This is a genomic window from Rhizobium sp. AB2/73, from assembly GCF_020871915.1.
GTDB classification, from domain to species: domain Bacteria; phylum Pseudomonadota; class Alphaproteobacteria; order Rhizobiales; family Rhizobiaceae; genus Rhizobium; species Rhizobium dioscoreae.
Genome location: NZ_CP067072.1, coordinates 198,694 through 220,601, shown reverse-complemented (window position 1 = coordinate 220,601; position 21,908 = coordinate 198,694). Strand labels below are relative to the sequence as shown.

The 21,908-nt window shown below is 60.1% G+C and carries 24 protein-coding genes; 6 read left to right on the top strand and 18 right to left on the bottom strand.

Annotation, left to right across the window (positions count from 1 at the left end):
• Window positions 1–12: 12 nt before the first annotated feature.
• A complete protein-coding gene (locus I8E17_RS20705) occupies window positions 13–897 on the bottom strand; it encodes an alpha/beta hydrolase (RefSeq protein WP_229002172.1) in 885 nt (294 codons plus the stop codon).
• 148 nt (window positions 898–1,045) lie between these two features.
• On the opposite strand from I8E17_RS20705, the gene I8E17_RS20700 reads away from it, so the two are divergent.
• On the top strand, window positions 1,046–1,417 hold the full coding sequence (locus I8E17_RS20700) for a helix-turn-helix domain-containing protein (RefSeq protein WP_069610365.1): 372 nt from the start codon (window positions 1,046–1,048) through the stop codon (window positions 1,415–1,417).
• A 125-nt stretch (window positions 1,418–1,542) separates the two neighbouring features.
• Here the strand turns inward: I8E17_RS20700 and I8E17_RS20695 are convergent, their stop codons facing one another.
• The 9 genes from I8E17_RS20695 to I8E17_RS20655 form a co-directional block, all read right to left on the bottom strand.
• Window positions 1,543–2,322, bottom strand: a complete 780-nt coding sequence (locus tag I8E17_RS20695; protein WP_113366225.1) for a polysaccharide deacetylase family protein — start codon at window positions 2,320–2,322, stop codon at window positions 1,543–1,545.
• Window positions 2,323–2,629: 307 nt separating this feature from the next.
• On the bottom strand, window positions 2,630–2,890 hold the full coding sequence (minE, locus tag I8E17_RS20690; protein WP_069610364.1) for a cell division topological specificity factor MinE: 261 nt from the start codon (window positions 2,888–2,890) through the stop codon (window positions 2,630–2,632).
• The gene (gene minD / locus I8E17_RS20685) at window positions 2,887–3,702 is read right to left on the bottom strand and encodes a septum site-determining protein MinD (RefSeq protein ID WP_069610363.1); all 816 of its coding nucleotides are present in this window, start codon (window positions 3,700–3,702) and stop codon (window positions 2,887–2,889) included. Before minD ends, minE begins: the two co-directional genes overlap by 4 nt.
• Before the next feature lie 29 nt (window positions 3,703–3,731).
• Entirely contained in the window at window positions 3,732–4,463 is a 732-nt protein-coding gene (gene minC / locus I8E17_RS20680) for a septum site-determining protein MinC (protein WP_069610362.1), read from the bottom strand.
• Between the two features lie 52 nt (window positions 4,464–4,515).
• Window positions 4,516–4,659, bottom strand: a complete 144-nt coding sequence (locus I8E17_RS20675; RefSeq protein WP_176727951.1) for a hypothetical protein — start codon at window positions 4,657–4,659, stop codon at window positions 4,516–4,518.
• Between the two features lie 117 nt (window positions 4,660–4,776).
• The gene (locus I8E17_RS20670) at window positions 4,777–5,193 is read right to left on the bottom strand and encodes an organic hydroperoxide resistance protein (RefSeq protein WP_069610361.1); all 417 of its coding nucleotides are present in this window, start codon (window positions 5,191–5,193) and stop codon (window positions 4,777–4,779) included.
• A 185-nt stretch (window positions 5,194–5,378) separates the two neighbouring features.
• Window positions 5,379–6,701: a HAMP domain-containing sensor histidine kinase gene (locus I8E17_RS20665; RefSeq protein WP_069610360.1), complete on the bottom strand. Its 1,323-nt coding sequence runs from the start codon at window positions 6,699–6,701 to the stop codon at window positions 5,379–5,381.
• Window positions 6,698–7,438 (bottom strand): response regulator, encoded by a 741-nt coding sequence (locus I8E17_RS20660; protein ID WP_069610359.1) that lies wholly within the window; start codon window positions 7,436–7,438, stop codon window positions 6,698–6,700. The genes I8E17_RS20665 and I8E17_RS20660 overlap by 4 nt, the downstream gene beginning before the upstream one ends.
• A 109-nt stretch (window positions 7,439–7,547) precedes the next feature.
• Window positions 7,548–8,600 (bottom strand): alpha/beta hydrolase, encoded by a 1,053-nt coding sequence (locus I8E17_RS20655; protein WP_069610358.1) that lies wholly within the window; start codon window positions 8,598–8,600, stop codon window positions 7,548–7,550.
• Window positions 8,601–8,958: 358 nt separating this feature from the next.
• On the opposite strand from I8E17_RS20655, the gene I8E17_RS20650 reads away from it, so the two are divergent.
• Together I8E17_RS20650 and I8E17_RS20645 are read left to right on the top strand one after the other, a co-directional pair.
• Window positions 8,959–10,731, top strand: coding sequence for a cytochrome c biogenesis protein DipZ (locus I8E17_RS20650; RefSeq protein WP_069610357.1), 1,773 nt, complete (start codon window positions 8,959–8,961; stop codon window positions 10,729–10,731).
• Window positions 10,732–10,781: 50 nt separating this feature from the next.
• Window positions 10,782–11,540, top strand: coding sequence for an alpha/beta hydrolase (locus tag I8E17_RS20645; protein WP_219511631.1), 759 nt, complete (start codon window positions 10,782–10,784; stop codon window positions 11,538–11,540).
• Window positions 11,541–11,616: 76 nt separating this feature from the next.
• Here I8E17_RS20645 and I8E17_RS20640 read toward each other — a convergent pair whose 3' ends face one another.
• The gene (locus I8E17_RS20640) at window positions 11,617–12,498 is read right to left on the bottom strand and encodes a LysR family transcriptional regulator (RefSeq protein WP_219511633.1); all 882 of its coding nucleotides are present in this window, start codon (window positions 12,496–12,498) and stop codon (window positions 11,617–11,619) included.
• Window positions 12,499–12,592: 94 nt separating this feature from the next.
• Between I8E17_RS20640 and I8E17_RS20635 the strand changes: the two genes are divergently transcribed.
• Entirely contained in the window at window positions 12,593–14,008 is a 1,416-nt protein-coding gene (locus tag I8E17_RS20635) for an aldehyde dehydrogenase family protein (protein ID WP_113397551.1), read from the top strand.
• Window positions 14,009–14,106: 98 nt separating this feature from the next.
• Window positions 14,107–14,601 (top strand): cytochrome b/b6 domain-containing protein, encoded by a 495-nt coding sequence (locus I8E17_RS20630; protein WP_069610354.1) that lies wholly within the window; start codon window positions 14,107–14,109, stop codon window positions 14,599–14,601.
• 18 nt (window positions 14,602–14,619) lie between these two features.
• Here the strand turns inward: I8E17_RS20630 and solA are convergent, their stop codons facing one another.
• From solA to I8E17_RS20600, 6 genes are all read right to left on the bottom strand, one after another.
• Window positions 14,620–15,768, bottom strand: coding sequence for an N-methyl-L-tryptophan oxidase (solA, locus tag I8E17_RS20625; protein ID WP_069610353.1), 1,149 nt, complete (start codon window positions 15,766–15,768; stop codon window positions 14,620–14,622).
• Window position 15,769: 1 nt separating this feature from the next.
• Window positions 15,770–17,275: a histidine ammonia-lyase gene (gene hutH / locus I8E17_RS20620; RefSeq protein ID WP_069610352.1), complete on the bottom strand. Its 1,506-nt coding sequence runs from the start codon at window positions 17,273–17,275 to the stop codon at window positions 15,770–15,772.
• On the bottom strand, window positions 17,272–18,048 hold the full coding sequence (locus I8E17_RS20615) for an ATP-binding cassette domain-containing protein (protein WP_069610351.1): 777 nt from the start codon (window positions 18,046–18,048) through the stop codon (window positions 17,272–17,274). Before I8E17_RS20615 ends, hutH begins: the two co-directional genes overlap by 4 nt.
• 22 nt (window positions 18,049–18,070) lie before the next feature.
• Window positions 18,071–18,775: an ABC transporter permease subunit gene (locus I8E17_RS20610; protein WP_069610350.1), complete on the bottom strand. Its 705-nt coding sequence runs from the start codon at window positions 18,773–18,775 to the stop codon at window positions 18,071–18,073.
• A 10-nt stretch (window positions 18,776–18,785) separates the two neighbouring features.
• Window positions 18,786–19,511 carry an ABC transporter permease subunit gene (locus tag I8E17_RS20605; RefSeq protein WP_069610349.1) on the bottom strand — a complete coding sequence of 242 codons (726 nt, stop codon included), beginning with the start codon at window positions 19,509–19,511 and terminating at the stop codon, window positions 18,786–18,788.
• Window positions 19,512–19,611: 100 nt separating this feature from the next.
• Window positions 19,612–20,451, bottom strand: coding sequence for a transporter substrate-binding domain-containing protein (locus I8E17_RS20600; protein WP_069610471.1), 840 nt, complete (start codon window positions 20,449–20,451; stop codon window positions 19,612–19,614).
• 194 nt (window positions 20,452–20,645) lie between these two features.
• On the opposite strand from I8E17_RS20600, the gene hutC reads away from it, so the two are divergent.
• Window positions 20,646–21,401 (top strand): histidine utilization repressor, encoded by a 756-nt coding sequence (gene hutC, locus I8E17_RS20595; protein WP_069610348.1) that lies wholly within the window; start codon window positions 20,646–20,648, stop codon window positions 21,399–21,401.
• 88 nt (window positions 21,402–21,489) lie between these two features.
• Here hutC and I8E17_RS20590 read toward each other — a convergent pair whose 3' ends face one another.
• On the bottom strand, window positions 21,490–21,837 hold the full coding sequence (locus I8E17_RS20590; protein ID WP_069610347.1) for a hypothetical protein: 348 nt from the start codon (window positions 21,835–21,837) through the stop codon (window positions 21,490–21,492).
• Window positions 21,838–21,908: the final 71 nt, after the last annotated feature.

The window sequence follows — 21,908 nt, the reverse complement described above, 5'->3', positions numbered from 1 at the left end:
AGCCCCCGTCGCTCATAGCAACTCTACCCAAGACACGATCGCCGAGTTCACATCGTCCTTGCGGTCCTGCATGATCCAGTGCCCGGCGTTCTTCCAGACATCGACCTTGGACTTCTCGTTCGAGAACCATCTGCGCATCCGTACGGCCTGGCTTTCGTCGCGGCAGAGATGATAGAAAGGAACTGTGATCGTCTTGCAGAAGGTTTCGCTATTGCTGCCAAGGCCGACCTGATCAGATCCGAAGAATAGCGGTCCGAAGGATTCTCGAACAGGATGCTCCGGCATTCCCTGAAGTCGTCTTGCATGCCAGCGCTTGAGTGCCGGATCGGTCGAAGGGTCATAGACGCTCTCGAACAGGGCCGGACCGACCACGCCGGGACTCTGCGTCTGGAGGCCGTCGACGGTTTTCTTGAAGATCGGCCCAAGGCTGTCCGCAAAGCCGAGGGAGCCATCGACGGACACGACCGCGTCGACAAGATCCGGCCGCTTGGTCGCAAGGCGCGCGGCGACCTGCCCACCCATGGAATGTCCTATCAATACAAATTTCTCACCCTCGAATTTCCTTTCGATCAGAGCTTCGATGTCACGAACATAGTCGCCAGGCATGTAGCTGCCGGACGGCATGATCTCGGACCGGCCATGGCCACGCAGATCGACGGCAACGACCCGGTAGTGGCTTTCGAGGGCGGGCAATTGCCAACTCCAGTCATGGGAATCACACGTCCAGCCGTGCAGCAGCATTACGTTTCGACCCTTTCCAGAGACCGTGTGGAAAAGGTTAGCGATGGGCGCCGGCGCAGCGAGGGCAGGATTGGGGCCGGCGGCAACCGCCGCCACCGTCATTCCCAGGATGGTCATCAGACCGCGCCGCGATAGGTCGAAATTGCTCTCTGCCACTGGTAGTCTCCTTTGAAATCTCTGGCATGCCCGCGAGCTACCCGCTCGGCGGCCCGGCGTTGATTGCTCGGTGACTTCTAGATATACGTTGTCAATCTACGATCAATTACGCACCCTAAAGTGCGTAGATATACCGGAGGATATCCAGATGCCCGGAAAGGTGGACAACGTCTTCTTCGCGGACTGTGCGGCGCGCTCGTTCTTCGATCAGGTCGCGAACAAATGGTCCGTCATGATACTGACCGTGCTTGAGGAAAAACCCACCCGCTTCAATGAGTTCATGCGCAGGTTGGAAGGAATTACTCACAAGGCGCTGACCCAGGCACTGCGACGGCTTGAAAGAAACGGGCTGATTTCGCGCAGAGTGCTGGCAACCTCACCGGTCGCGGTGGAATATTCGATCACCGATCTTGGCCGGACGCTTCAGGTGCCGTTCGGCGCGGTCTACGAATGGGCGATCAACCATCTGCGGCACATCGAAGAGGCACAGGAAAACTATGACGCCCGCGCGAATACATAAGGCGAGCATATTCGAAAACGACGATCGCTTCTTCCCCGAGCCTTCGCCCTGCCGCGCAAACATGCGCGGTGATTTCGCGCTATGTCCGAGAGATCACAGACCTGAACCTGAAGATACAGAAGTATTCACGGTTTCGAGGGTGCATAATTCCTGATGTCGCCGAAAGCGTAGCCGCGCTCTTTGAGCTTGCGGATCAGCGACTGCAGGTTTTCGCGGCCATTGAACTGGTCCTGAAACATCTCGTCATGCATCAGCAGGATCATCTTTCCACGCTGCGTGAAACGACCGTATTGGAAAAGGTGGTCTATCTCATTGACGAGATGGTCCACCGATTGGACCGGCTTGCCGTCGTCGCTATGCACCCACTCGAAATCCCAGCCATAGAGATAGAAGCCTGCTTCTGCAACGAGCTCATAATCCAGCCACTCGCGTTCCCATTGGGCGACATTGATGGATAGATCCTCCCTCGATACGGTCGGAAGCCGGAAGACGTCCCTGCCCGGCAGTCGCGCATTGACGATCGGCGTCAGACCCAGCACCTCATTGGCGTGCAGCATGTCGGCAACCACGGCCTGGGTGTTGGAATAGTATCGTCTATAGCGATTATTGGCGTGGCTGTAGCTGTGATTGCCGACGGTCACCAGCGGCATCGCCTTGGCCTCTGCCAGGAGGTCGCGCCCGGCTGGAATGGTTTCGACATGCTGGCCGACCATGAACATGGCGGCGGGGACATTTTCCTGACTTAGCACGGAAAGAATGTTCTGCGTTCCAGGCAAAGGGCCGTCATCGAAAGTCAGAAAGATCGTCCTGTCGGCCGCGCGAGCGGAGACGGCGTAGGCCGCAACCAGGAGGCTGGCGAGCAGCCATCTGAAGATCGCATTCCATCGATAATTCAACCCGCTCAAGCCAGCCGCCTCCCGCCTCATCGCTGCAAACTGGCATATCGCATGGAACAAGAAAAGCATCAGGAATGCGACAAAAGCAAAGGGCGCTCTACCCATTTCTGGGGAGCGCCCTTGCTTATTGACCCGGACAGCGAACACCGGCTCGACACAGAAATGTCAGCGCGGCAGGCCATCGATACAGGTGATGGGCTGCAAATAATCGCGAATCGCACCCTTTGCAAGAGGCGGCTGCGAAAATTTTAGCAATTCTGTCACACGAGAATTCCATGTGACAGAATTCGCACATTTTACAAGCGCTGATCTTTCGTCAGGCGGCCTGCAAGGCCGCGTCGCGCGGGATCTCGACATCGATCTCCAGCATGGAGACATCCTTGTCGCGGTCCATCTTCACTTGCACCTTGTCGCGATCGACCTGCACATGCTTGGCGATGACGGCGAGGATTTCCTCCCTCAGCACGGATACGAGATCCGAGCCTATCGAGGCGCGCTCATGGGCAAGGAGGATCTGCAGACGCTCGCGCGCCATCGGTGCAGATCTCTGCTTGCGGAACAGTCCGAAAATGCTCATGCGGCCCTCCTTGCGAAGATCTTGCCGAAGATACCCCGCTTCTCGCCGGGGATAGTGATCGGCACCTGCTCGCCGGCAAGACGGCGTGCGGCGTCGAAATAGGCAAGCGACGGCGCGCAGCGCGCATCGGCAAGCGTCACCGGAGAGCCTAGGTTGGACGCGCGCAGGACATCAGTGCTTTCCGGGATGATGCCGAGCAACGGGATGGAGAGGATCTCCAGCACATCGTCGACCTTCAGCATGTCGCCGCGTTCGGCGCGGCTAGCATCGAAGCGGGTCAGCAGAAGGTGTTTCTCCATGCGCTCGCCGCGCTCCGCCTTCAGCGTCTTGGAGTCCAGCAGGCCGATGATCCGGTCGGAATCGCGCACCGAGGAGACTTCCGGGTTGGTGACGACGACGGCGACGTCGGCATGGCGCATGGCAAGCGTTGCACCGCGCTCGATGCCGGCCGGGCTGTCGCAGATGACCCAATCGAAATAATTCTTGAGCTCGTTGATGACGCGCTCGACACCCTCGGGCGTCAGATTATCCTTGTCGCGGGTCTGCGAAGCCGGCAGGAGGAAGAGCGTCTCCAACCGCTTGTCGCGGATCAGGGCCTGCGGCAGCTTGGCATCGCCGTGGATGACGTTGACGAGATCATAGACGACGCGGCGTTCCGCGCCCATGACCAGATCGAGGTTGCGCAGGCCGACGTCAAAATCGACGACGACAACCTTTTCATTTCTCTGCGCCAAAGCCGCCCCCAATGCGGCCGTCGAAGTCGTCTTTCCAACTCCGCCCTTGCCTGATGTGACGACGATTACCTTGCCCATCTTGCTCTCCTGTTTTGGCCGGCTTCGGCTCAGATTAGTTTTTCGGCCATGATCGTTTCACCATCCAGCCAGAGCTGGACGGCTTGCCCCTTGAGGCCGGGTGATATGTCTTCCGCCATTTTGTAGATGCCATCGATCGCCAGCAGCTCGGCCTCGAGCTTGCGGCAGAAGATTCGCGCCGAGGCATTGCCGATCGAGCCCGCCATGGCGCGGCCGCGCAGGGCGCCGTAAATATGGACCGATCCACCCGCGATGACTTCCGCGCCCGATGCCACCGAACCGATGACGGTAACGTCACCTTCCGGAAAGATCACTGATTGGCCGGATCGTACCGGCTCGCGAATGATCAGCGACTGCGTAACCGCACGAACTTCCGGCGGCGGCGCCTTGGGCTCGCTGTTGCGGCGCTCCACGACCGGTTCGGCCTCGGAGACTTCGAAATCGGCAGCCGGACGCCCGCCCTTCAGGATCGGCGGCATACCGGGCCCCGATATCGACGGGCGACCGCCCTCGATGCCCATGATGCTGACATTGCGGGCCGAAAGCTCGGCAATCAGCTCCTTGAGCTGTGCCTTGTCGATCGGCAGATCGGTGATATCGAGCACGACCGGCCGCCCCAGAAAGAAGCCGGCCGAACGGGCTGCGAGGTCGTCAAGCCTGGTCAACCACTGGTCCAGCGGAAGATCCGGCGAAAGCATGACCGCAAGAAAGGAGCGGCCCTTGATACGGATCGAACGAGCGTCTGTTAGCACTTTGGTCATCTATGTGAATAAATCGTTGATCCTGTGTACCGTTGATATGGTTAACAAATGGTTAATTCGGGGCTCGATTGAGGCCCGAACCGCCCCATAAAACGGCGAGGCTCGCAAGCGCCGAAGGCTCGTTGGAGCTGGGGTCGTAGACGCATGGAACGGCGAAAATCGCAGCCCCCGCAAGGAGAAGAATGATTGGTCGCATGAGATCCTCCAGAGGGAAAAGCAGGCGCCGCCTTGCTTGATAGTCGATGCGGAAAATTAACGATTCGGCGCGCCGCACCTTCCGGAACGACGCGCAATATCGACGCTTGAGCGATTCTCAGGCGAGCTTCAGCTCGACATTGATGTTGCCGCGAGTCGCCTTCGAATAGGGGCAGGTCTGGTGAGCTTCCTCGACCAGCGTGCGGGCAAGCTCAGGCTCGATGCCGGGCATGCTGATGGTGAGGCGGGCCTGCAGGAAGTAAGCACCATCCGTGGTACCCAGATCCACTTCGGCATCGACGGCGAGATCGGCCGGAAGCTTGACCTTGCGCTTGGCCGCAGCAAGGCCCATTGCGCCGATGAAGCAGGCCGACCAGCCGGCGGCAAAGAGCTGCTCGGGATTGGTGCCGGCATGGGCGCTGCCGGGAGGCGAAAGCTTGACATCCAGCTGGTTGTCATCGCTGCGCGCGAAGCCGTCGCGGCCACCGATGGTGTGGGTCTTGCCGGTGTAGAGAACCTTGTCGATCTTGGTCATGGAACACTCCTTTGTTGCGCTGCCCGCTCTGCCGTGTCGTGGGAGCAACGTCTGTTGACGGAGTTGTTTTTGATGGATCGACGTATCCGGCATGTTTCCGGAATCGCGGGAAATGTTACAAAACGTAGGCCTTAACACGCCGGATACAAATGCTTACAAAGATCCTGAAGATCTTTGAGGCGCGATCAGGAAATAACAACTTCGGCGGCGAGCCCCCCGCCTTCGCGGTTATAGAGTCTGACGGAGCCGCCGAGTGTCTGGGCGAGCTGCTGGGCAATCGCCAAACCAAGCCCGGTGCCGCCGGTATTACGGTTGCGTGACTGCTCCAACCGGAAGAAGGGCTGCATCGCCGCTTCTATCTGGTCCTGCGGAATACCGGGACCGCGATCCAGAACGGTGATCGCAATCTGGCCCATATCCCGCCGCTCCACGGCGATTTCCGCCGCACCGGCAAATTTCAGGGCATTATCGATGAAGTTGGTGAGGATGCGACGGAGCGCATGCGGCTTCGTCGTCGCCGTGCCCTGGATGAGGCCGAGAATCTCAACGGATTTGCCGGTGTCCTGATAGTCGTAGCAGATGCTTTCGATGAAGGAGGCAAGATCGATGCGTGCGCTCTTCTCGCCGTTGCCGTGCGCGCTGCGTGCATAGGCGATCCCATCCTGCACCAGCCGCTCGATCTCGCCGAGATCCTGCAGCAGCTTGGTTTTCTCCGGCGAATCATCGGCAATGTCGGCGCGCAGGCGCATGCGCGTAATCGGCGTCTGCAGATCGTGCGAAATCGCCGCAAGGATCTGCACGCGCTCCTCAAGATAATGCGCGATTCGATCCCGCATGGCGTTGAAGGCCCTGGCGGCATGCGCCACTTCGCTCGGCCCCCGGTCGCTCAAGGCCGGACTCTTGTTGTTGGGATCGAGCGCATCGGCCGCAGCAGCAAGCTCGGCGAGCGGACGTGTGGCCTGGCGGACGGCAAACCAGGTACAAAACACGATCAACAGCATCTGGACGACGAAGACATAGGGCAGCCAGGCCGCGATCGGCATGACGCCCTTGGGCGTAACATCAATCGTCAGCGGGCTGCCATCGCTCAAATTGAGATGTGCCTGCAGCCGAGAGATCGGGCCTGGTATCGATTCCATGCGAATGGGAAAGCGATGGCCGACCGCGTCCTCTATCTTGGCGGCAATCTCCGCGCCATGCGCGGAAGTATCGGGCACACCAGGCAGGCCCGTCCCCAGCTCGAAATTGTAATTGCCGCGGCTGAGCCAATCGACGAAATTCGCCCTCTCATCGGCCGGCAGGCGATCGAGAACGGCGATCGAGGTCGCAACGTCGTTTTCCAGCGTGCCGAGCATGACCGCCTTTGCCGACATGTAGCGCTCGATGTAGAGCACGCTGAAAGACAGGCCGTAAGCGATCGCGAGCCCGGCCAGCAGGATCAGCGAAATGCGTGCACGCAGGGTGCTCGGCCACCATGGCCGGTGACCCGGAAGGTCGACCACCGTCATGGGCGAAGCTCCGCAATTTCCACTGGCACGGAGAAGACATAGCCTTCGCTGCGCACCGTCTTGATATACATCGGCTCCCGGGCGTCATCCCCCAGCCGCTGGCGAAGACGGCTGACGAGGAGGTCTATGGACCGATCGAAGAGATCGGCGTCTCGACCCTGAGTGAGGTTCAGAAGCTGGTCGCGATTGAGCACCCGCTGCGGATGGTCGATGAAGACGCGCAGCAGGCGGTATTCGGCACCGCTGAGCGTGATCTCAGTGCCGTCCTTGTCCAGCAGATGACGGCCGACCGTATCCAGCCGCCAATCGCCGAACACCAGCATCTGACCGACTTCGCTGATCTGCAGGTTGGGCGGCAGCATGCGGGTGCGCCTCAGAACCGCCTTGATGCGGGCGAGGAGCTCGCGGGCGGCGAAAGGCTTTGCGAGATAATCGTCCGCGCCCATTTCCAGGCCGAGAATGCGGTCCATTTCGTCGCTGCGCGCTGTCAGCATCAGAATGGGTGTCGCCTTGTGCTTTCCCGCACGAAGCTCGCGACACAGCACGAGGCCGTCGTCGCCCGGCATCATCACGTCGAGCACGATCAGATCGACCGAATTGGCCTCGAGGAAACTGCGCATCTGCCGGCCATCGGCAGCCGTCGTCGCCCGCAGACCGTTCTTTTTCAGATAGCTCGATACCAGTTCGCGGATTTCCCGATCGTCATCCACGATCAGGATATGGTCGATATGATCCATTTCGATTTCCCACTCATCATCTAAGCATCGAGCTACGAATACTCCCTCATAGCACCGACGACAGGAGGCGCCAGCTTACGCCGGCACCCTCCCGCACGCTACCGCCGAACTAGAAACGATCAACATCTATTACCGCCTGGGCGAAAGCCTGCGGCGCTTCCTGCGGCAGATTGTGGCCGATGCCGCCGGTGATCGTGCGATGCTCGTACTTGCCCGAGAACTTGCCGCGATAGGCCGCAGGCTCCGGATGAGGCGCCCCGTTGGCGTCGCCTTCCATGGTGATGGTCGGGATCGAAATCACCGGGCCGGCGGCGAGCCTCTTTTCATAGGCATCGAACTTCGCCTCGCCTTCGACCAGACCGAGGCGCCAGCGGTAGTTATTGATGACGATATCAACATGATCGGGGTTGTCGAATGCTGCAGCCGAGCGATCGAAAGTGGCATCGTCGAAAGCCCATTGCGGCGAGGCGGTGTGCCAGATCAGCTTTGCGAAATCATGGCGATTTTCCTGATAGCCAAGGCGACCGCGCTCGGTTGCGAAATAGAACTGATACCACCAGGCAAGCTCGGCCTTCGGCGGCAAGGGCTTGCGGTTTACTTCCTGGCTGCCGATGAGATAGCCGCTGACCGATACCAGCGCCTTGCAGCGCTCAGGCCAGAGAGCCGCCATGATGTCGGCGGTGCGGCCACCCCAGTCGTAGCCGGCAACGATGACCTTATCGATTTTCAGCGCATCGAGAAGGTCGATCATATCAGCGGCAAGTGCGGCCTGCTGGCCATTGCGCGGCGTGTCCTTCGAAAGGAAGGTGGTGGTACCATAGCCGCGAAGATAGGGGATGATGACCCGATAGCCGGCGCCGGCCAGAAGCGGCGCGACATCGACGAAACTGTAGATGTCATAGGGCCAGCCATGCAGCAGCAGGACGACGGGGCCATTGGCCGGACCGGCTTCCGCGTAACCGACATTGAGCACACCGGCTTTGATCTGCTTCAGCGCGCCGAAGGAAGTATGGCTGCCGGCTTTGATCGCGGGCAGGGTGGATGCGGAAGCCTTTGTTTCTTGCGCGCCGGCGATTGCAGGCAGACCGAATTCGGCGGCTGCGACAGCGATGGCGGCCATACCGAAAAAGCGGCGGCGAGTGTGGTTGATTTCCTCGGACATCTGTCTCTCCTGTGGATTGGATCGTGAGCATAAGAAAGCCAGCCGCATGTATCGCCGATGTGTCGCAGCCAGTGGCGTTTTGAATGCCTTTGTAGCTTCAGGCGGCACAGATACAGTGTGATACAATCCACTATGCCTGCCCGCAAACATTCGATACGCGCCGAGACCCCTGTCCAAATCGGCCCGCAGCAATCAATTTGTATCGGAGTGTATCCAAGCCGGGGAGCTCGACGTTTCGGTACATTCGGCCGCCCAATCAGACACATTTGAGATACGTCGCCAACGGCAGATGGCGTCATTGCTGAGTACGGTTCATCGCCGTCCGCAGCCGGTCAATCGCTTCTAAAGGAGCAAGACGATGGCGCTTCTTATCATAGCTTATCTCGGAGGAGCGCTGACGATTCTCAGTCCGTGCATCCTGCCCATCCTGCCCTTCGTCTTTGCCCGTGCAGGACAGCCCTTCGTCCGGAGCACGCTACCCATGCTCGCGGGCATGGCACTCACCTTTGCTATTGTCGCGACGCTGGCCGCGGTCGGCGGCGCCTGGGCGATCCGCGCCAATGAATATGGCCGCCTCGTGGCGATCGCTCTGCTCGGCCTCTTTGGACTGAGCTTGATTTCACCGCGCATCGCCAGCGCCCTCTCCAGACCGGCCGTCGATCTCGGCAACAACCTGCTGAACGCCGCCGGGGCTAATCGGGCAACAGCGAGCGTCAGAAGCTCCTTCGTACTCGGCATTGCGACCGGCCTGCTCTGGGCGCCCTGCGCCGGCCCGATTCTTGGACTTGTGCTGACAGGCGCTGCATTGAAAGGCGCCAATCTGCAGACGACCTTCCTGCTGCTTGCCTATGGCGCCGGCGCTGCGACCTCGCTTGCCGTTGCACTCTTTGCCGGTGGCAAGATCTTTGCCCGCATGAAGCAGTCTCTCGGCGTCAGCGAACGCATCCGCCAATTCGCAGGCGCCGCCGTACTCGCCGGCGTTGCGGCTATCGCCCTTGGCCTTGATACCGGTCTGCTCGCCCGCCTCTCCTACGCAAGCACCGGCTCCTTCGAACAAGCTGTGCTGGAGAGACTCCACCCCAAGACCTCAGATCCCGAGACCGAAGTTGCCAGCAATAGCGCACTGAAGACTGCCGGTGACGCGACCCGTCCCTTCCATAGCGATCTTCCGATCGAAGGTGCTGCCCCTTCCCTCAATGGCGCCGTTACCTGGTTAAACTCGGAGCCGCTGACGACAGCTCAGCTTCGCGGCAAGGTCGTCCTCGTCGATTTCTGGACCTATTCCTGCATCAACTGCATCCGCACCATTCCCTATGTTCGTGCCTGGGCGGAAAAATACAAGGATCAGGGCCTCGTCGTCATCGGCGTCCATGCCCCGGAATTCGCCTTCGAGAAGAATGTCGACAACGTCAGGAAGGCGGTCGCCGACTTCAAGATCGGCTACCCCGTCGCGATCGACAACGACTATCGCATCTGGCGCGCCTTCGAGAATAACTACTGGCCGGCCCATTACTTGATCGATGCCAAGGGGCAGATCCGCTACCAGCATTTCGGCGAAGGCAACTACCGCCAGACCGAACAGGCAATCCAGGATCTCCTGCGCGAAGCAGGCAGCGACATGGCTCAGAGTGCCCCTGTGGTTCCGGATGCAAAGGGTGCGGAAGCAAGCCCCGATCTCAGCCATATCCGCTCCGGCGAAACCTATGTCGGCTATAGCCAGGCAACAGGCTTCGTCTCCCCCGAAGGGCTGAAGGCAGATACGGCCGCCGACTATTCCACTACCAATCCCGGCCTCAATCAATGGGGTCTGACGGGCACCTGGACAGTCGGCCCGGAACAGGCATCGCTCGACAAGGCAGGCGGCGGCATCACTTACCGCTTCAGCGCCCGCGACCTGCACCTCGTCCTTGGCCCCTCGGCAGATGGAAAGCCGATCCGCTTCCAGGTGACCGTGGACGGAAAAGCACCGGGTATGGACCATGGCTCCGATATCGACCCCGACGGCAACGGCACCGTGACGGCCACCAAGCTCTATCAGCTCGTCCGCCAGTCCGGTGATGTCACCGCCCGCAAATTCGAGATCCGTTTCCTCGATCCCGGGGTGCAGGCCTACGCTTTCACTTTCGGCTGAAATTCCCCTTCACCCCCAAGCATGAACCCCAACTGACAGGAGTTATACCCATGAAGACCCGTTTTCTCTCCATCATCGCTCTCGGCCTTGCCGCAAGCACCTTTGCCTTTGCTGCGCAGGCAGCCGAGATCAAGAATATCGTCATCGTCCACGGCGCTCTGGCCGACGGTTCGGGATGGCGCAAGACCGCCGAGATCCTTGAAAAGGACGGCTTCAAGGTCACGGTCGTGCAGGAACCCATCACCTCGCTTGCCGACGATGTCGCCGCCACCAATCGCGTGCTCGACCTTCAGAACGGACCGAGCCTGCTCGTCGGCCACAGCTACGGCGGCATGGTCATCACCGAGGCGGGCAATCGCCCGGATGTCGCAGGTCTCGTCTATGTCGCCGCGTTCCAGCCGGACAAGGGCGAAAGCCTGATTAGCCTCGCAAGCTCCAAGCCGGCGGGCGGCATGAACATTCGGGAAACCAAGGACGGCCAATATCTTTATCTCGATCCAGCGGCCTTTGCGGCGGACTTTGCAGCGGATCTGCCGAAGGACGAGGCCGATTTCATGGCGAAATCTCAGGTCTTCGCCTCGAAGGCCGCCTTCACCGCCAAGGTCGGCGATCCCGCCTGGAGGGCGAAGAAGAGCTGGACGGTCGTCGCAACCAACGACCGCTCCATCAACCCCGAGCTGGAGCGCGACATGGCCAAGCGCGCCGGCAGCGACGTGACCGAAGTCAAGGCAAGCCACGCCGTCTTCGCCTCGCAGCCGGAAAAGGTTGCCGCCGTGATCGAGAAGGCAGCCAAGGACGCCGGCAAGTAACGACAAACCGGCAGCGGCTTCATCAATGGAGCCGCTGCTTGCCTTTATCCGAGGTCGGCGATCAGCAGGACGCATTCTACTCGCGGATCAGTTCGATCAAGGCCCGTAGCCGCGCCGGCATCTGGCGGCGCTGGGCGAAATACAGGCTGAGCCCCGGATAGGGTGGGCTCCAATCCTCCAGCACCGCGATCAGATTGCCCGCCGCTCTATGGTCGGCGACGGATGCTTCGTTGATATAGGCAAGCCCCGCCCCAGCGAGGGCAGCGCTCAGCGTCAGATCGGAAGCATCGAGAGTGAGGCTTCCCGGCGCGTCGATCAGAATGGATTGGCCGTGGCGCTCGAACTCCCAGCGATAAAGCTTGCCGCTCGCCATGCGGGCACGGATACAGCGATGTCGCAGGAGATCGCCCGGAACAAGCGGGTATGGCCTGTTGCTGAAATAGGCAGGTGAACCGACCACCAGCGAGCGCAGCGTCGGAATAATCGGGATTGCGACCATATCGGTCGGAACTGCCTCGGCAATCCGAATGCCGGCGTCAAAACCCTTGCCAATGACATCGACCAAGGCGTTGTCGGTGACGATCTCGATTTCGACATCGGGATAGCGCCGGCCATATTCGAGAATAAGCGGCGTCAGTAGTATGCGCGCTGCGCCGGGCGCCATATTGAGACGAAGCGTGCCTGATATCGTACCGGAAGACAGGCCTGCATTTTCGATCGCCCTGTCGATTGCCACAAGCGCCGGCGCCACTTCCGCCACGAAGCGCTCACCGGCGTCCGATAGCGTGACACTGCGCGTCGTCCTGTTGAATATCCGTACGGACAGGCGCTCCTCCAGTGTTGCGACCGCGTGACTGAGCGCCGAGGAGGACATGCCGAGTTCGCGGGCGGCCGCGCGAAAGCCGCCATGGCGGGCAACCGCAGCGATCGCTTCAAGCTCCGTCAGACTTGCCTTCATTGCGCGATTTTCCTTATCAGCTTGTACCATTTTGTCCTACTACAACGAACAAATAACGCGTCTTACCTCTGTCGTGAATATGAAGGAGACGCTCATGCGCGCGATAGATACGATTTACATCAATGGCAGCTTCGTTCGGCCCCATGGCGAAGAGGAAGCACCTCTTTTCAATCCGGCCACGGAAGAGCGGATCGGCACCGTATGCCTTGGCGACGAGCAGGATGTCGACAACGCTGTCAGCGCCGCCAAGGCAGCATTTGCAAGCCAGTCGCAAAGCTCGAAGGCCGAGCGCGTCGCCATGCTGCATAGCCTGCACGATGCGGTTGCAGCGAGAGCCTCGGACCTCACCGACGCCATGCGCGAAGAATATGGCGCGCCGGCATCATTCATCGGTTTTTCGGTGCCACATGCCGCCACGGCATTCCTCAACATGGCCAAGACACTCGAAACCTATGAATTTCGCCGCCGCATCGGCCATGCGGAAATCGAGATGCGCCCGGCCGGCGTTGCAGCCGCGATCACGCCCTGGAACAGCAATTACGGCTTCATCTGCAACAAGCTGGCCACAGCCATCGCGGCAGGTGCGACCATGGTCATCAAGCCTTCCGAGATGAGCGCGATCCAGACGCAGCTCCTCACCGAGTGCCTGCATGCGGCCGGCCTGCCGAATGGGATTTTCAACATCGTCAACGGCTACGGCCATGTGGTAGGCGCCGCTCTCAGCAGCCACCACGATGTCGCAAAGATCAGCTTCACCGGCTCGACGGTGACGGGACGGGCGATCCTTCAGGCGGCGTCGGCGACCTTTAAGCGCGTGACGCTTGAGCTTGGCGGCAAGAGCCCAAACATCATTCTCGACGATGCCGATCTCGATCTTGTTATCCCGCAGGTCTTGGCAGCCGGATTTGCCAATAGCGGCCAGGCCTGCATCGCCGGCACGCGCATTCTCGCCCCTGAAAGCCGGCTGGCGGAAATCCACGATCGTCTTGCTCAAGCGGTTGCGACACTCAAGGTGGGCGATGCAAGCGATCCCGCCGTGAGGATCGGCCCCATGGTCAGCCGGAAACAATGGGATCGCGTGCAGTCCTATATCCGTCTCGGCCAGGAAGAAGGCACGTGGCTGCTCGCGGGTGGTGAAGGGCGGCCGGAAGGGGTCGATCGCGGATGGTTCGTTCGTCCAACCATCTTCTCCCGCGTCAATAACGACATGAGGATCGCTCGCGAAGAGATTTTCGGCCCGGTACTCTGCGTCATCCCTTATCGCGATGAGACACATGCACTCGAGATCGCCAACGATACCGTCTATGGCTTGCAGGCCTACATCTTCTCCGCCGATGTCGACAAGGCAAAGCGGATGGCGGATCGCATCGAAGCGGGCCGTGTTGTCATCAATGGCGCACCGCATGAACCGACTGCACCCTTCGGCGGCTTCAAGCAATCGGGCATAGGCCGGGAATTCGGCGCCTTCGGCCTGGAATCATTTCTGGAACCGCGCGCGGTGCTCAGCTGATGTGAGGATGCCGAACGAAGTACGCTGGAAGGCTCGCATTCAGGTTCTCGTTAGAATCATGTTCTACCTTTAGAACAATTCCAATTTAAGGGGACCCAATGCCCGCCAGATCGACCTACTCTGCTCCGCAACGCATTCTTCATTGGCTCATGGCCATTCTCATCTTTTTCAATCTCCTGTTCCCCGATGGCATGAACGCATGGCGGCGTCTTGTGCGGCATGGCCAGGTGCCAACACCGGCCGATGTCGCCAGTGCCAATATCCATGCCTATGCCGGTATCGCGATCCTGCTGCTGGCTATCGTGCGCCTTTGCCTGAGATTGGTGTCCGATGTCCCAGCATTGCCCGACAATCAGCCCGCATTTCTGCATTACATCGCAAACATCACGCATTTCCTGCTCTATGCACTGATCTTCGCAATGCCCCTATCGGGAATGGCAGCCTACTATTTCGGTATCGATACAGCCGCCTTCGTCCATGGCGGCCCGATCAAGACGCTGCTTTGGATCGCCGTCGTACTGCACATATTCGGAGCGTTTGTTCAGCACTTCTATTTCAAATCGGATGTCCTGCGACGCATGACGATCGGCTAGATCATCTGAAATTGGCCGCTAAGCGGGTTGGCCGCCAAAGTGCTTTTCGAAGGAGAACAGAGCAGTCGGCAGCGCGCTGCCGCCTTGGAGCGCCAGATCGGCGAGAATCTCGCCGATCACGCTCGTAAACTTGAAGCCGTGGCCGGAACAGGCTGACGAGACCACCACATTCGGCTGTCCAGGCACTTTATCGATGAGAAAATCCTCGCTTGGCAGCATCGTATAGCGGCAGGTCGTCGCCCGCACGCGATATGACGCAGCATTCGGCAAGCGCTTGCGGGCGAAGCTGTCGAGCAGATCGGTGTCGGCGTCATTGACCGGCGGGTTGGGCTTGGCCGGGTCGATCGGTTCCCGGAAATGCGCATGGCGACCGATTTTCACGCCATCGATGCCAATGGCCGGGAAGCCGAAATAGGAGCCTTCCGCTCCCTCATCGCGCAGAAAGCATGGCATGCGCTGCGGCTCGGCAACAAAGCCGTCCCTCGGCTGATACCAGGCCACCACCTGCCGAATCGGTTGTTCGCGCGCCTTCAGCTGCGGCACGAGTTCGGCAATCCATGCACCGGTTGCAACGATCACCTTGCGGGCGCGATATCGTCCCGTCGAGGAAATGACGGTCACGCCCGTATCGTCGGGATCGATCGCGATAACGCGCTCGCCGAAATGCAAAACGGCACCATCTTCCGCCGCAAGCTTCAAATAGCCCATGATCGCCGCTTCAGGCCTGACATAGCCGCCCTGCGGGTCGAGTACACCGACCTCCCCTACTTCCAGCGCAAAAGCCGGGAAACGACGGTTCATGGCGTCACGGTCGAGTACTTCGTACTGCAACCCATGCATATCACAAGAGGCGCGCGTGCCGCTGACGATCTTGCTGTCAGGCGTACCGATCTGCAGGACCCCCGTGACGGTCAGGATTTCGGCCCGCAGCCGCGCTTCCAGCGAGCGCCAGTTTTGATAGGCACGCTTCAGCAGCGGAACATAGGACGGATCTTCGAAGTAACCGAGGCGGATCAGGCGGCTGTCGCCATGCGAGGAGCTGAGCGCATGTGCGGGGAAATGCGCCTCTATCCCGATCGCCTTTGCGCCGCGCGCCGCGGCGAAAGACAAGGCTGCACTTCCCATTGCGCCGAGGCCAATGACGGCAAGGTCGAATTCCGCAGTCATTTCATGCTCCAGTTTCATCTTCCGCAGGCGGCGCGATCTTGGCGATCATGCCCCGCAAGGCTTCCATATCCGCATTCAGCGGACGGTCATCGCCATAGATGGGCACGCAGGAACGGGCGGCCGCGTAGATACGCTCGGTTCCTGGCGCCCGCGTCCCGTGCGAGGTAAGAAAATCATGCGCCTGGGCCGCCGCCATCAGTTCGATCGCCAGGATATATTCAGCATTGTCGAGGATCGCGAGCAGCTTGTTGGCCGCCGCTGTCGGATGGGCCAGAAAATCCTCCTGCAGACCAGAGGTCAGGCCACCATCGAGCGATGCGGGAGCGGCAAGCCGTCGATTATCGTTGCTCAGCGCTGCAGCCGTATATTGCGCGATCATGAAACCGGAATGGCTGCCGGCGTCGCTGGCAAGGAAAGGCGGCAGGCCGCTGACCAGCGGATTGACGAGACGATCCGTCCTCCGTTCGCTCATCGCGGCAATTTGGGAGATCGCGATTGCCAGGCTATCGGCCGCCTGGGCGAGGGCGGGGGCAACGGCATGAGCTTCGGAGGAGACGACGGGCTTTTCAGGCGTGCCCGAAACGGCCGGGTTATCGGTGACCGAAGCCAATTCCTGATCGACGATATCAGCCGTCTGCTCGAAGACGTCCCAGGCCGCGCCATGGGCATGAGGCACCGATCTCAGGCTCAAGGCATCCTGCGTGCGCCGTCCGACTGCGGCAGCAATGAGGCCGCTGCCATGCAGGCGGCCACGAAGCCTGCGCCCGACCTTGGCGATGCCAGCCGATGGACGCAGCGCCAGCACATTCTCATCGAAAGCCGCCATCTGGCAGCCTACGGCTTCCAGGGTCAGCGCGGCGATGGCATCGGCCCAATCGAGCAGGCGCTCGGCGCGGGAAACGGCTAGCGCCGACAATCCCGTGGCGCATGCCGTGCCGTTGACGAGGCTCAGGCCTTCCTTGGCGCCGAGCACCAGGGGACTCAGGCCGATTGCGACGAGCGCCTCGGCGCCGCTCATCGACTTGCCCTTGACGGCAGCCCTGCCCTCGCCGATCAGAACGAGAGCGATGTGGGCATTGTGTGTGAGATAGCCGGCAGAGCCTTTGGAGGGCACTTCCGGAATGCAGTCATATTCGAGAAACGCAGCCAGATGCCTGACGATCTCGGGCCGCACACCGGAATAGCCATGGGCGAAATTGGCGATCTGCGCCGATATGATCGAACGCACCTCACGCGCCGGCAAAAGCGGGCCGACACCGCAGGCATGGCTCAAGATGATGTTTCGCGACAGCCGGCTCTGGGAATCGCGGTCGACCACCGTGTCAGACAAGGCGCCGACGCCAGTATTCACGCCATAGGCGCGCACGCCGGTTTCGACGATGCGCTGGACGATGCGGCTCGCCTTGGCAACCCGCTCCCAGGCGGCATCGGACAGGGTCAGCGGCTCGCCGCCGCCGACACGAGCGACGTCGCGCCAGGATAGCGACTTATCGATGATGACTGTCATTGCCCATTTCCGAAATGGCCAATGAATTGACGGAAGGCCGGTGAGGCGCCGCCGCCGAACATCTCGTCCGGCGTACCGGTACTTTCGACGAGGCCTTCCTTCATGAAGACGACCCGGTTGGAGACATTGCGGGCAAAGCTCATCTCATGGGTGACGACCAGCATGGTCATGCCTTCTTCGGCAAGGGCGCGCATGACGCGCAGCACTTCGCCGACAAGCTCGGGATCGAGCGCCGAAGTCGGCTCGTCGAACAGCATGACCTTCGGCTTCATGGCAAGCGCACGGGCAATCGCGGCGCGCTGCTGCTGGCCACCGGAGAGATGCGCGGGATAGGCATGGCGCTTGTCGGCAATGCCGACCTTTTCCAGCAGCGCTTCGGCCTCGGCAATACACTCAGCGCGGGGACGCTTCAGGACATGAACCGGACCTTCGATCACATTCTGCAGGATCGTCATATGGGACCAGAGATTGAAGCTCTGGAAGACCATGCCGAGTTCGGAGCGGATATGATCCACTTGCTTATGGCTCGCCGGATAGCTTTTGCCATTCTTGTGGACCATGCGGATCTGCTCGCCATCCACCCAGATCTCGCCATCCGTGGCGATTTCGAGGAGGTTGATGCAGCGAAGGAAGGTCGATTTGCCCGAGCCGGAAGCACCAAGCAGCGAAATCACATCGCCATCCTGCGCATCGAGGGAAATGCCGCGCAAGACCTCGTGAGTACCGAAGCTCTTGCGGATGTTGCGGACGGAAAGTCGGGTGACACCTGGCATGATTTGCCTGCTCCAGTAAGCTTTAGACCTTCAGCGCCGGCGGGATGGCGCGGCGATGGCGGGACAGAGAATATTCCAGCAGGGCCATGGCCTGCAGAATGATGAAATTCAGCACGAGATAGATGATCGCGGCACAGATGAAGACCTCCATCGTGCGGTAGGTTTGCGAGATCAGCCGCTGGGCGACGCCCGTGACCTCCCAGACCGTGACGAGGCTCGCGAGCGCGGTCGACTTCATCATCAGCACGATCTCGGTCGAATAGGCCGGGAGCGCATGCCGGAAGGCGATCGGCGCGATGATGCGACGCACCAGCAGGAAGCCGGACATGCCGATCGAACGCGCCGCTTCGATCTCCTTCGGCGAAACGGCACGGATGCCGCCGCGGAAGATCTCGGCCGAATAGCCGGCGGTGCAAAGCGCCAGCGACAGGATGGCGCAGACGACCGGCTCGCGCAGGAACGGCCAGAGGAACGAATAGCGGATGATGGAGAACTGCGCCAAACCGTAGAAGACCAGGAACATCTGGATCAGCAGCGGCGAGCCGCGAAACACGAAAATATAGCCCTTGGCAAAACCGGAGAGAATCGGATTGCCGCTAACGCGCATGGCGACGATGACAAGCGCCAGAATGCCGCCAAAGAAGATCGACAGGAAGAACAGCAGCAGCGTCATTGGCACTGCCTTCAGCAGTGTGACCATCGTGCTCGAAAGGAAATCGAAATCCATACCGTCCTCCTCAAGCCTGGCCGATCGTCGCAGCCGGCATGCTGCGATTGGCGCGACGTTCAGCCTTGTTGAAGATGCGGTCCGACAGGCTGGTCAGGACCAGATAGAGAATGCCGCCGGCGATGAAGAACAGGAAATACTGGCGGGTGGAACCGGCAGCCACCTGGCTGGTGCGCATCAATTCCGCAAGGCCCGTGACCGAGATCAAAGCGGAATCCTTGAGGCTGAGCTGCCAGACATTGCCGAGCCCCGGAATGGCGAAGCGGAAGACCTGCGGAATAATGATGCGGCGCAAGCGCAGGCCGCGATGCATGCCGATTGCGGACGCTGCCTCGAGCTCGCCCTTGGAAATGGCGAGATAGGCTCCACGGAAAACCTCTGCCTGATAAGCGCCGGAAATGATGCCGACAGCGAGAGCACCGGCGGCAAAGGATGGCAGGCCGAGAAAGCCTTCATAGCCGAGCCATTTGCCGATGGAGGTTACCGCCGACGACCCGCCGAAATAGATCAGATAGATAATCAGAAGTTCGGGCACACCGCGGAAAACGGTAGTGTAGATATTGCCGAGCGTCTTCAGCACCAGACTTCCGGAGAGCTTCGCGAAAGCGACGATCGCACCCAATACGGCCCCGATGGCCAAGGCCGTTGCCGTGACGGCAAGCGTCATCAAGGCGGCCACGAGCAGCAGCGCGCCCCACCCGTTCGAGCCGAAGCCCAGCAATTGCAAGCTTGCCATAGATCCAATCCCTGTCCGTGGCAGTTTCAGGCGTCAGGATATCATAGGGTCTCCGGCCGCAAAGCCGGAGACCGATGATAACGGCCCAAAGGCGTTCTCATCAATTCGGGCTGACGTCGACCTTGAACCACTTCATCGACAGGGTCTTGATGGTGCCGTCGGCAAGCGCGGACTTGATCGCCTCATTGAACTTGTCGCGCAGGTCGGTATCCGCCTTGCGGATGCCAAGGCCTTCGCCTTCGCCCCAGATGGAACCGGCGATTTCGGGGCCGGTGAAGGCGAGCGAATCATTCGCGCTGGCAAAAGCGTTCGCGAAGTAGACGGCATCGTCGAAGCCGAGATCGATGCGGCCGTTCTGCAGGTCGAGATCGCGGTCGGCGCCGGTCTTGTATTCGCGGATCGTGGCGATCGAGCCGAAATTGTCATAGACGAACTTGGCATAGACGGTCGCAGCCTGGATGCCGATGGTCCTGCCCTTGAAGGCTTCCTTCAGCACGTCGATTTCCTTAACGCCGGTCTGGCCGGGGGTCATCTTGATCGTGGTGCCGGTGCCGGCAGCATTGGCAAGCGGGCTGTCCTTGGCGGTCGCAAAAGCGGCGGGCGTTGCAGCATAAGGAATGGTGAAGCCGATGACCTGCTTGCGCTCGTCGGTGATCGACAGAGCATCCATGATGACGTCGAACTTGCCGGCGTTCAGCGCCGGGATCATACCATCCCAGTCGGAAGCGACAAGCTTGCAATCGATCTTGGCGCGTTCGCACAGAACCTTGGCAAGCTCCGGCTCGAAGCCGCCGAGCGTACCGTCGGCGTTCGTCATGTTCCACGGCGCGTAGGCACCCTCCAAGGTAATCGTTGCCGTCTTCCAGTCCTTGGCGAAGGCCGGCGCGGCAAAAGCGGCGGCAGCCACGACGCCTGACAAGAGAATTGCACTGAATTTCATCGTGTAGAGCTCCTCTGAGGTTGAAATTAAGCCTTGCAGCATTTCCTACCGATCTTCGCCGGCTTGCCCGCTTTCCCAATTAATTTTTAGGATTGATTGCGAGGTTGTATAGGGTACCATATGTGATAATTTATGATATGCAAGTGGGAAAGTTGTTTTCGAGGCAGATTCACTCTGTGCAAAGGGAATAGGCAATGAAACGTTCCGGCGAGATGAAACGCGAACTGGCGGAAAATGACGCCGCGCCCCTCTATGCCGGCGTCAAGCAGATGATACTCGACCGCATTCATAGTGGTGAGTGGCCGCCCAAATATCGCGTTCCCTCCGAAAACGAATTGGTGGTCGAACTTGGCGTCAGCAAAATGACGGCCAATCGTGCGCTGCGGGAACTGGCCAATGAAGGCGAACTCGTTCGCATCCAGGGCGTCGGCTCCTTCGTCGCCGAGCGCAAGGGCGCCTCCGCCCTGTTCGAGGTCCGCAATATCGCCGAGGAGATCGCCGAACGCGGCCATTCCCATCAGGCAAGCGTAGTCGTTCTCGCCCGGGAAGCCGCATCGCCCGACATTGCCGACGCATTGGAACTCGACATCGGATCGCCGGTTTTCCATTCGCTGATCGTGCATAGCGAGAACGGCGTGCCCGTGCAGATCGAAGACCGACATGTCCATCCGGACGCCGCACCCGACTATCTGCAGCAGGATTTTACCGACATGACGCCGAACGCCTATCTCTCGGCCGTTGCTCCGCTCAGCGGATCGGAACATGTCGTCGAAGCCGTCATGCCGCAAGCCTGGGAATGCAAGCTGCTGACGATCCTGAAGACCGAACCCTGCCTGACGATCTGGAGGCGCACCTGGTCGGCGCGCGGCATCGTCTCCACGGCGCGGCTGGTTTATCCGGGACATCGCTATCGGTTGGAGAGCCAAAGCGGCAAACCGTCTGATCGTTAGTTGTATATGGAAGATATGAGCATTCATTCGCTTTGAGAAAGCGCAAAGGATGCAGAAGGGATCGAATGGGCTGGGTGCTGTCGGCTAATTACGATGCCTGCAGCATGCACTCCATAAATAATGCGCCCAAAAGCAGGCCCGAAACCGTAGCAAGCACCTTCAAGATCGCGCGCTCGATCCTGAGGCACTTCTGCGGCAGGATGAGCGCGAGCGACTCGCTTGCAGCTGCAATCAATATGCACACAAGAGCAATGATGCGGCGGTCTTCCGGGTAAGCCATGACAAACAGAAATCCCAGAAGGCCGAACGGGATGACGCTGTCGATGCTCGCCATTGCCATGAACGGATACTTCGTCCCGACCGGAACGACCGTCGTCACGGCGATCAGACCGAGCACGATCCAGGCAAGAGCATGAGCGAGCAGCGCAAGTTCCATGCGAAAATCATAACAACAAGCCGTGAGTTTTCAAGCTGCGGGGCACGGCCTGTCTGCGCTTCCGTTCGGCA

Coding starts and splice junctions, on each gene's coding strand:
- I8E17_RS20700 (WP_069610365.1), top strand. CDS start 1,046: ATGCCCGGAAAGGTGGACAACGTCTTCTTCGCGGACTGTGCGGCGCGC.
- minE (WP_069610364.1), bottom strand. CDS start 2,890: ATGAGCATTTTCGGACTGTTCCGCAAGCAGAGATCTGCACCGATGGCG.
- minD (WP_069610363.1), bottom strand. CDS start 3,702: ATGGGCAAGGTAATCGTCGTCACATCAGGCAAGGGCGGAGTTGGAAAG.
- minC (WP_069610362.1), bottom strand. CDS start 4,463: ATGACCAAAGTGCTAACAGACGCTCGTTCGATCCGTATCAAGGGCCGC.
- I8E17_RS20675 (WP_176727951.1), bottom strand. CDS start 4,659: ATGCGACCAATCATTCTTCTCCTTGCGGGGGCTGCGATTTTCGCCGTT.
- I8E17_RS20670 (WP_069610361.1), bottom strand. CDS start 5,193: ATGACCAAGATCGACAAGGTTCTCTACACCGGCAAGACCCACACCATC.
- I8E17_RS20665 (WP_069610360.1), bottom strand. CDS start 6,701: ATGACGGTGGTCGACCTTCCGGGTCACCGGCCATGGTGGCCGAGCACC.
- I8E17_RS20660 (WP_069610359.1), bottom strand. CDS start 7,438: ATGGATCATATCGACCATATCCTGATCGTGGATGACGATCGGGAAATC.
- I8E17_RS20655 (WP_069610358.1), bottom strand. CDS start 8,600: ATGTCCGAGGAAATCAACCACACTCGCCGCCGCTTTTTCGGTATGGCC.
- I8E17_RS20650 (WP_069610357.1), top strand. CDS start 8,959: ATGGCGCTTCTTATCATAGCTTATCTCGGAGGAGCGCTGACGATTCTC.
- I8E17_RS20645 (WP_219511631.1), top strand. CDS start 10,782: ATGAAGACCCGTTTTCTCTCCATCATCGCTCTCGGCCTTGCCGCAAGC.
- I8E17_RS20640 (WP_219511633.1), bottom strand. CDS start 12,498: ATGAAGGCAAGTCTGACGGAGCTTGAAGCGATCGCTGCGGTTGCCCGC.
- I8E17_RS20635 (WP_113397551.1), top strand. CDS start 12,593: ATGCGCGCGATAGATACGATTTACATCAATGGCAGCTTCGTTCGGCCC.
- I8E17_RS20630 (WP_069610354.1), top strand. CDS start 14,107: ATGCCCGCCAGATCGACCTACTCTGCTCCGCAACGCATTCTTCATTGG.
- solA (WP_069610353.1), bottom strand. CDS start 15,768: ATGACTGCGGAATTCGACCTTGCCGTCATTGGCCTCGGCGCAATGGGA.
- hutH (WP_069610352.1), bottom strand. CDS start 17,275: ATGACAGTCATCATCGATAAGTCGCTATCCTGGCGCGACGTCGCTCGT.
- I8E17_RS20615 (WP_069610351.1), bottom strand. CDS start 18,048: ATGCCAGGTGTCACCCGACTTTCCGTCCGCAACATCCGCAAGAGCTTC.
- I8E17_RS20610 (WP_069610350.1), bottom strand. CDS start 18,775: ATGGATTTCGATTTCCTTTCGAGCACGATGGTCACACTGCTGAAGGCA.
- I8E17_RS20605 (WP_069610349.1), bottom strand. CDS start 19,511: ATGGCAAGCTTGCAATTGCTGGGCTTCGGCTCGAACGGGTGGGGCGCG.
- I8E17_RS20600 (WP_069610471.1), bottom strand. CDS start 20,451: ATGAAATTCAGTGCAATTCTCTTGTCAGGCGTCGTGGCTGCCGCCGCT.
- hutC (WP_069610348.1), top strand. CDS start 20,646: ATGAAACGTTCCGGCGAGATGAAACGCGAACTGGCGGAAAATGACGCC.
- I8E17_RS20590 (WP_069610347.1), bottom strand. CDS start 21,837: ATGGAACTTGCGCTGCTCGCTCATGCTCTTGCCTGGATCGTGCTCGGT.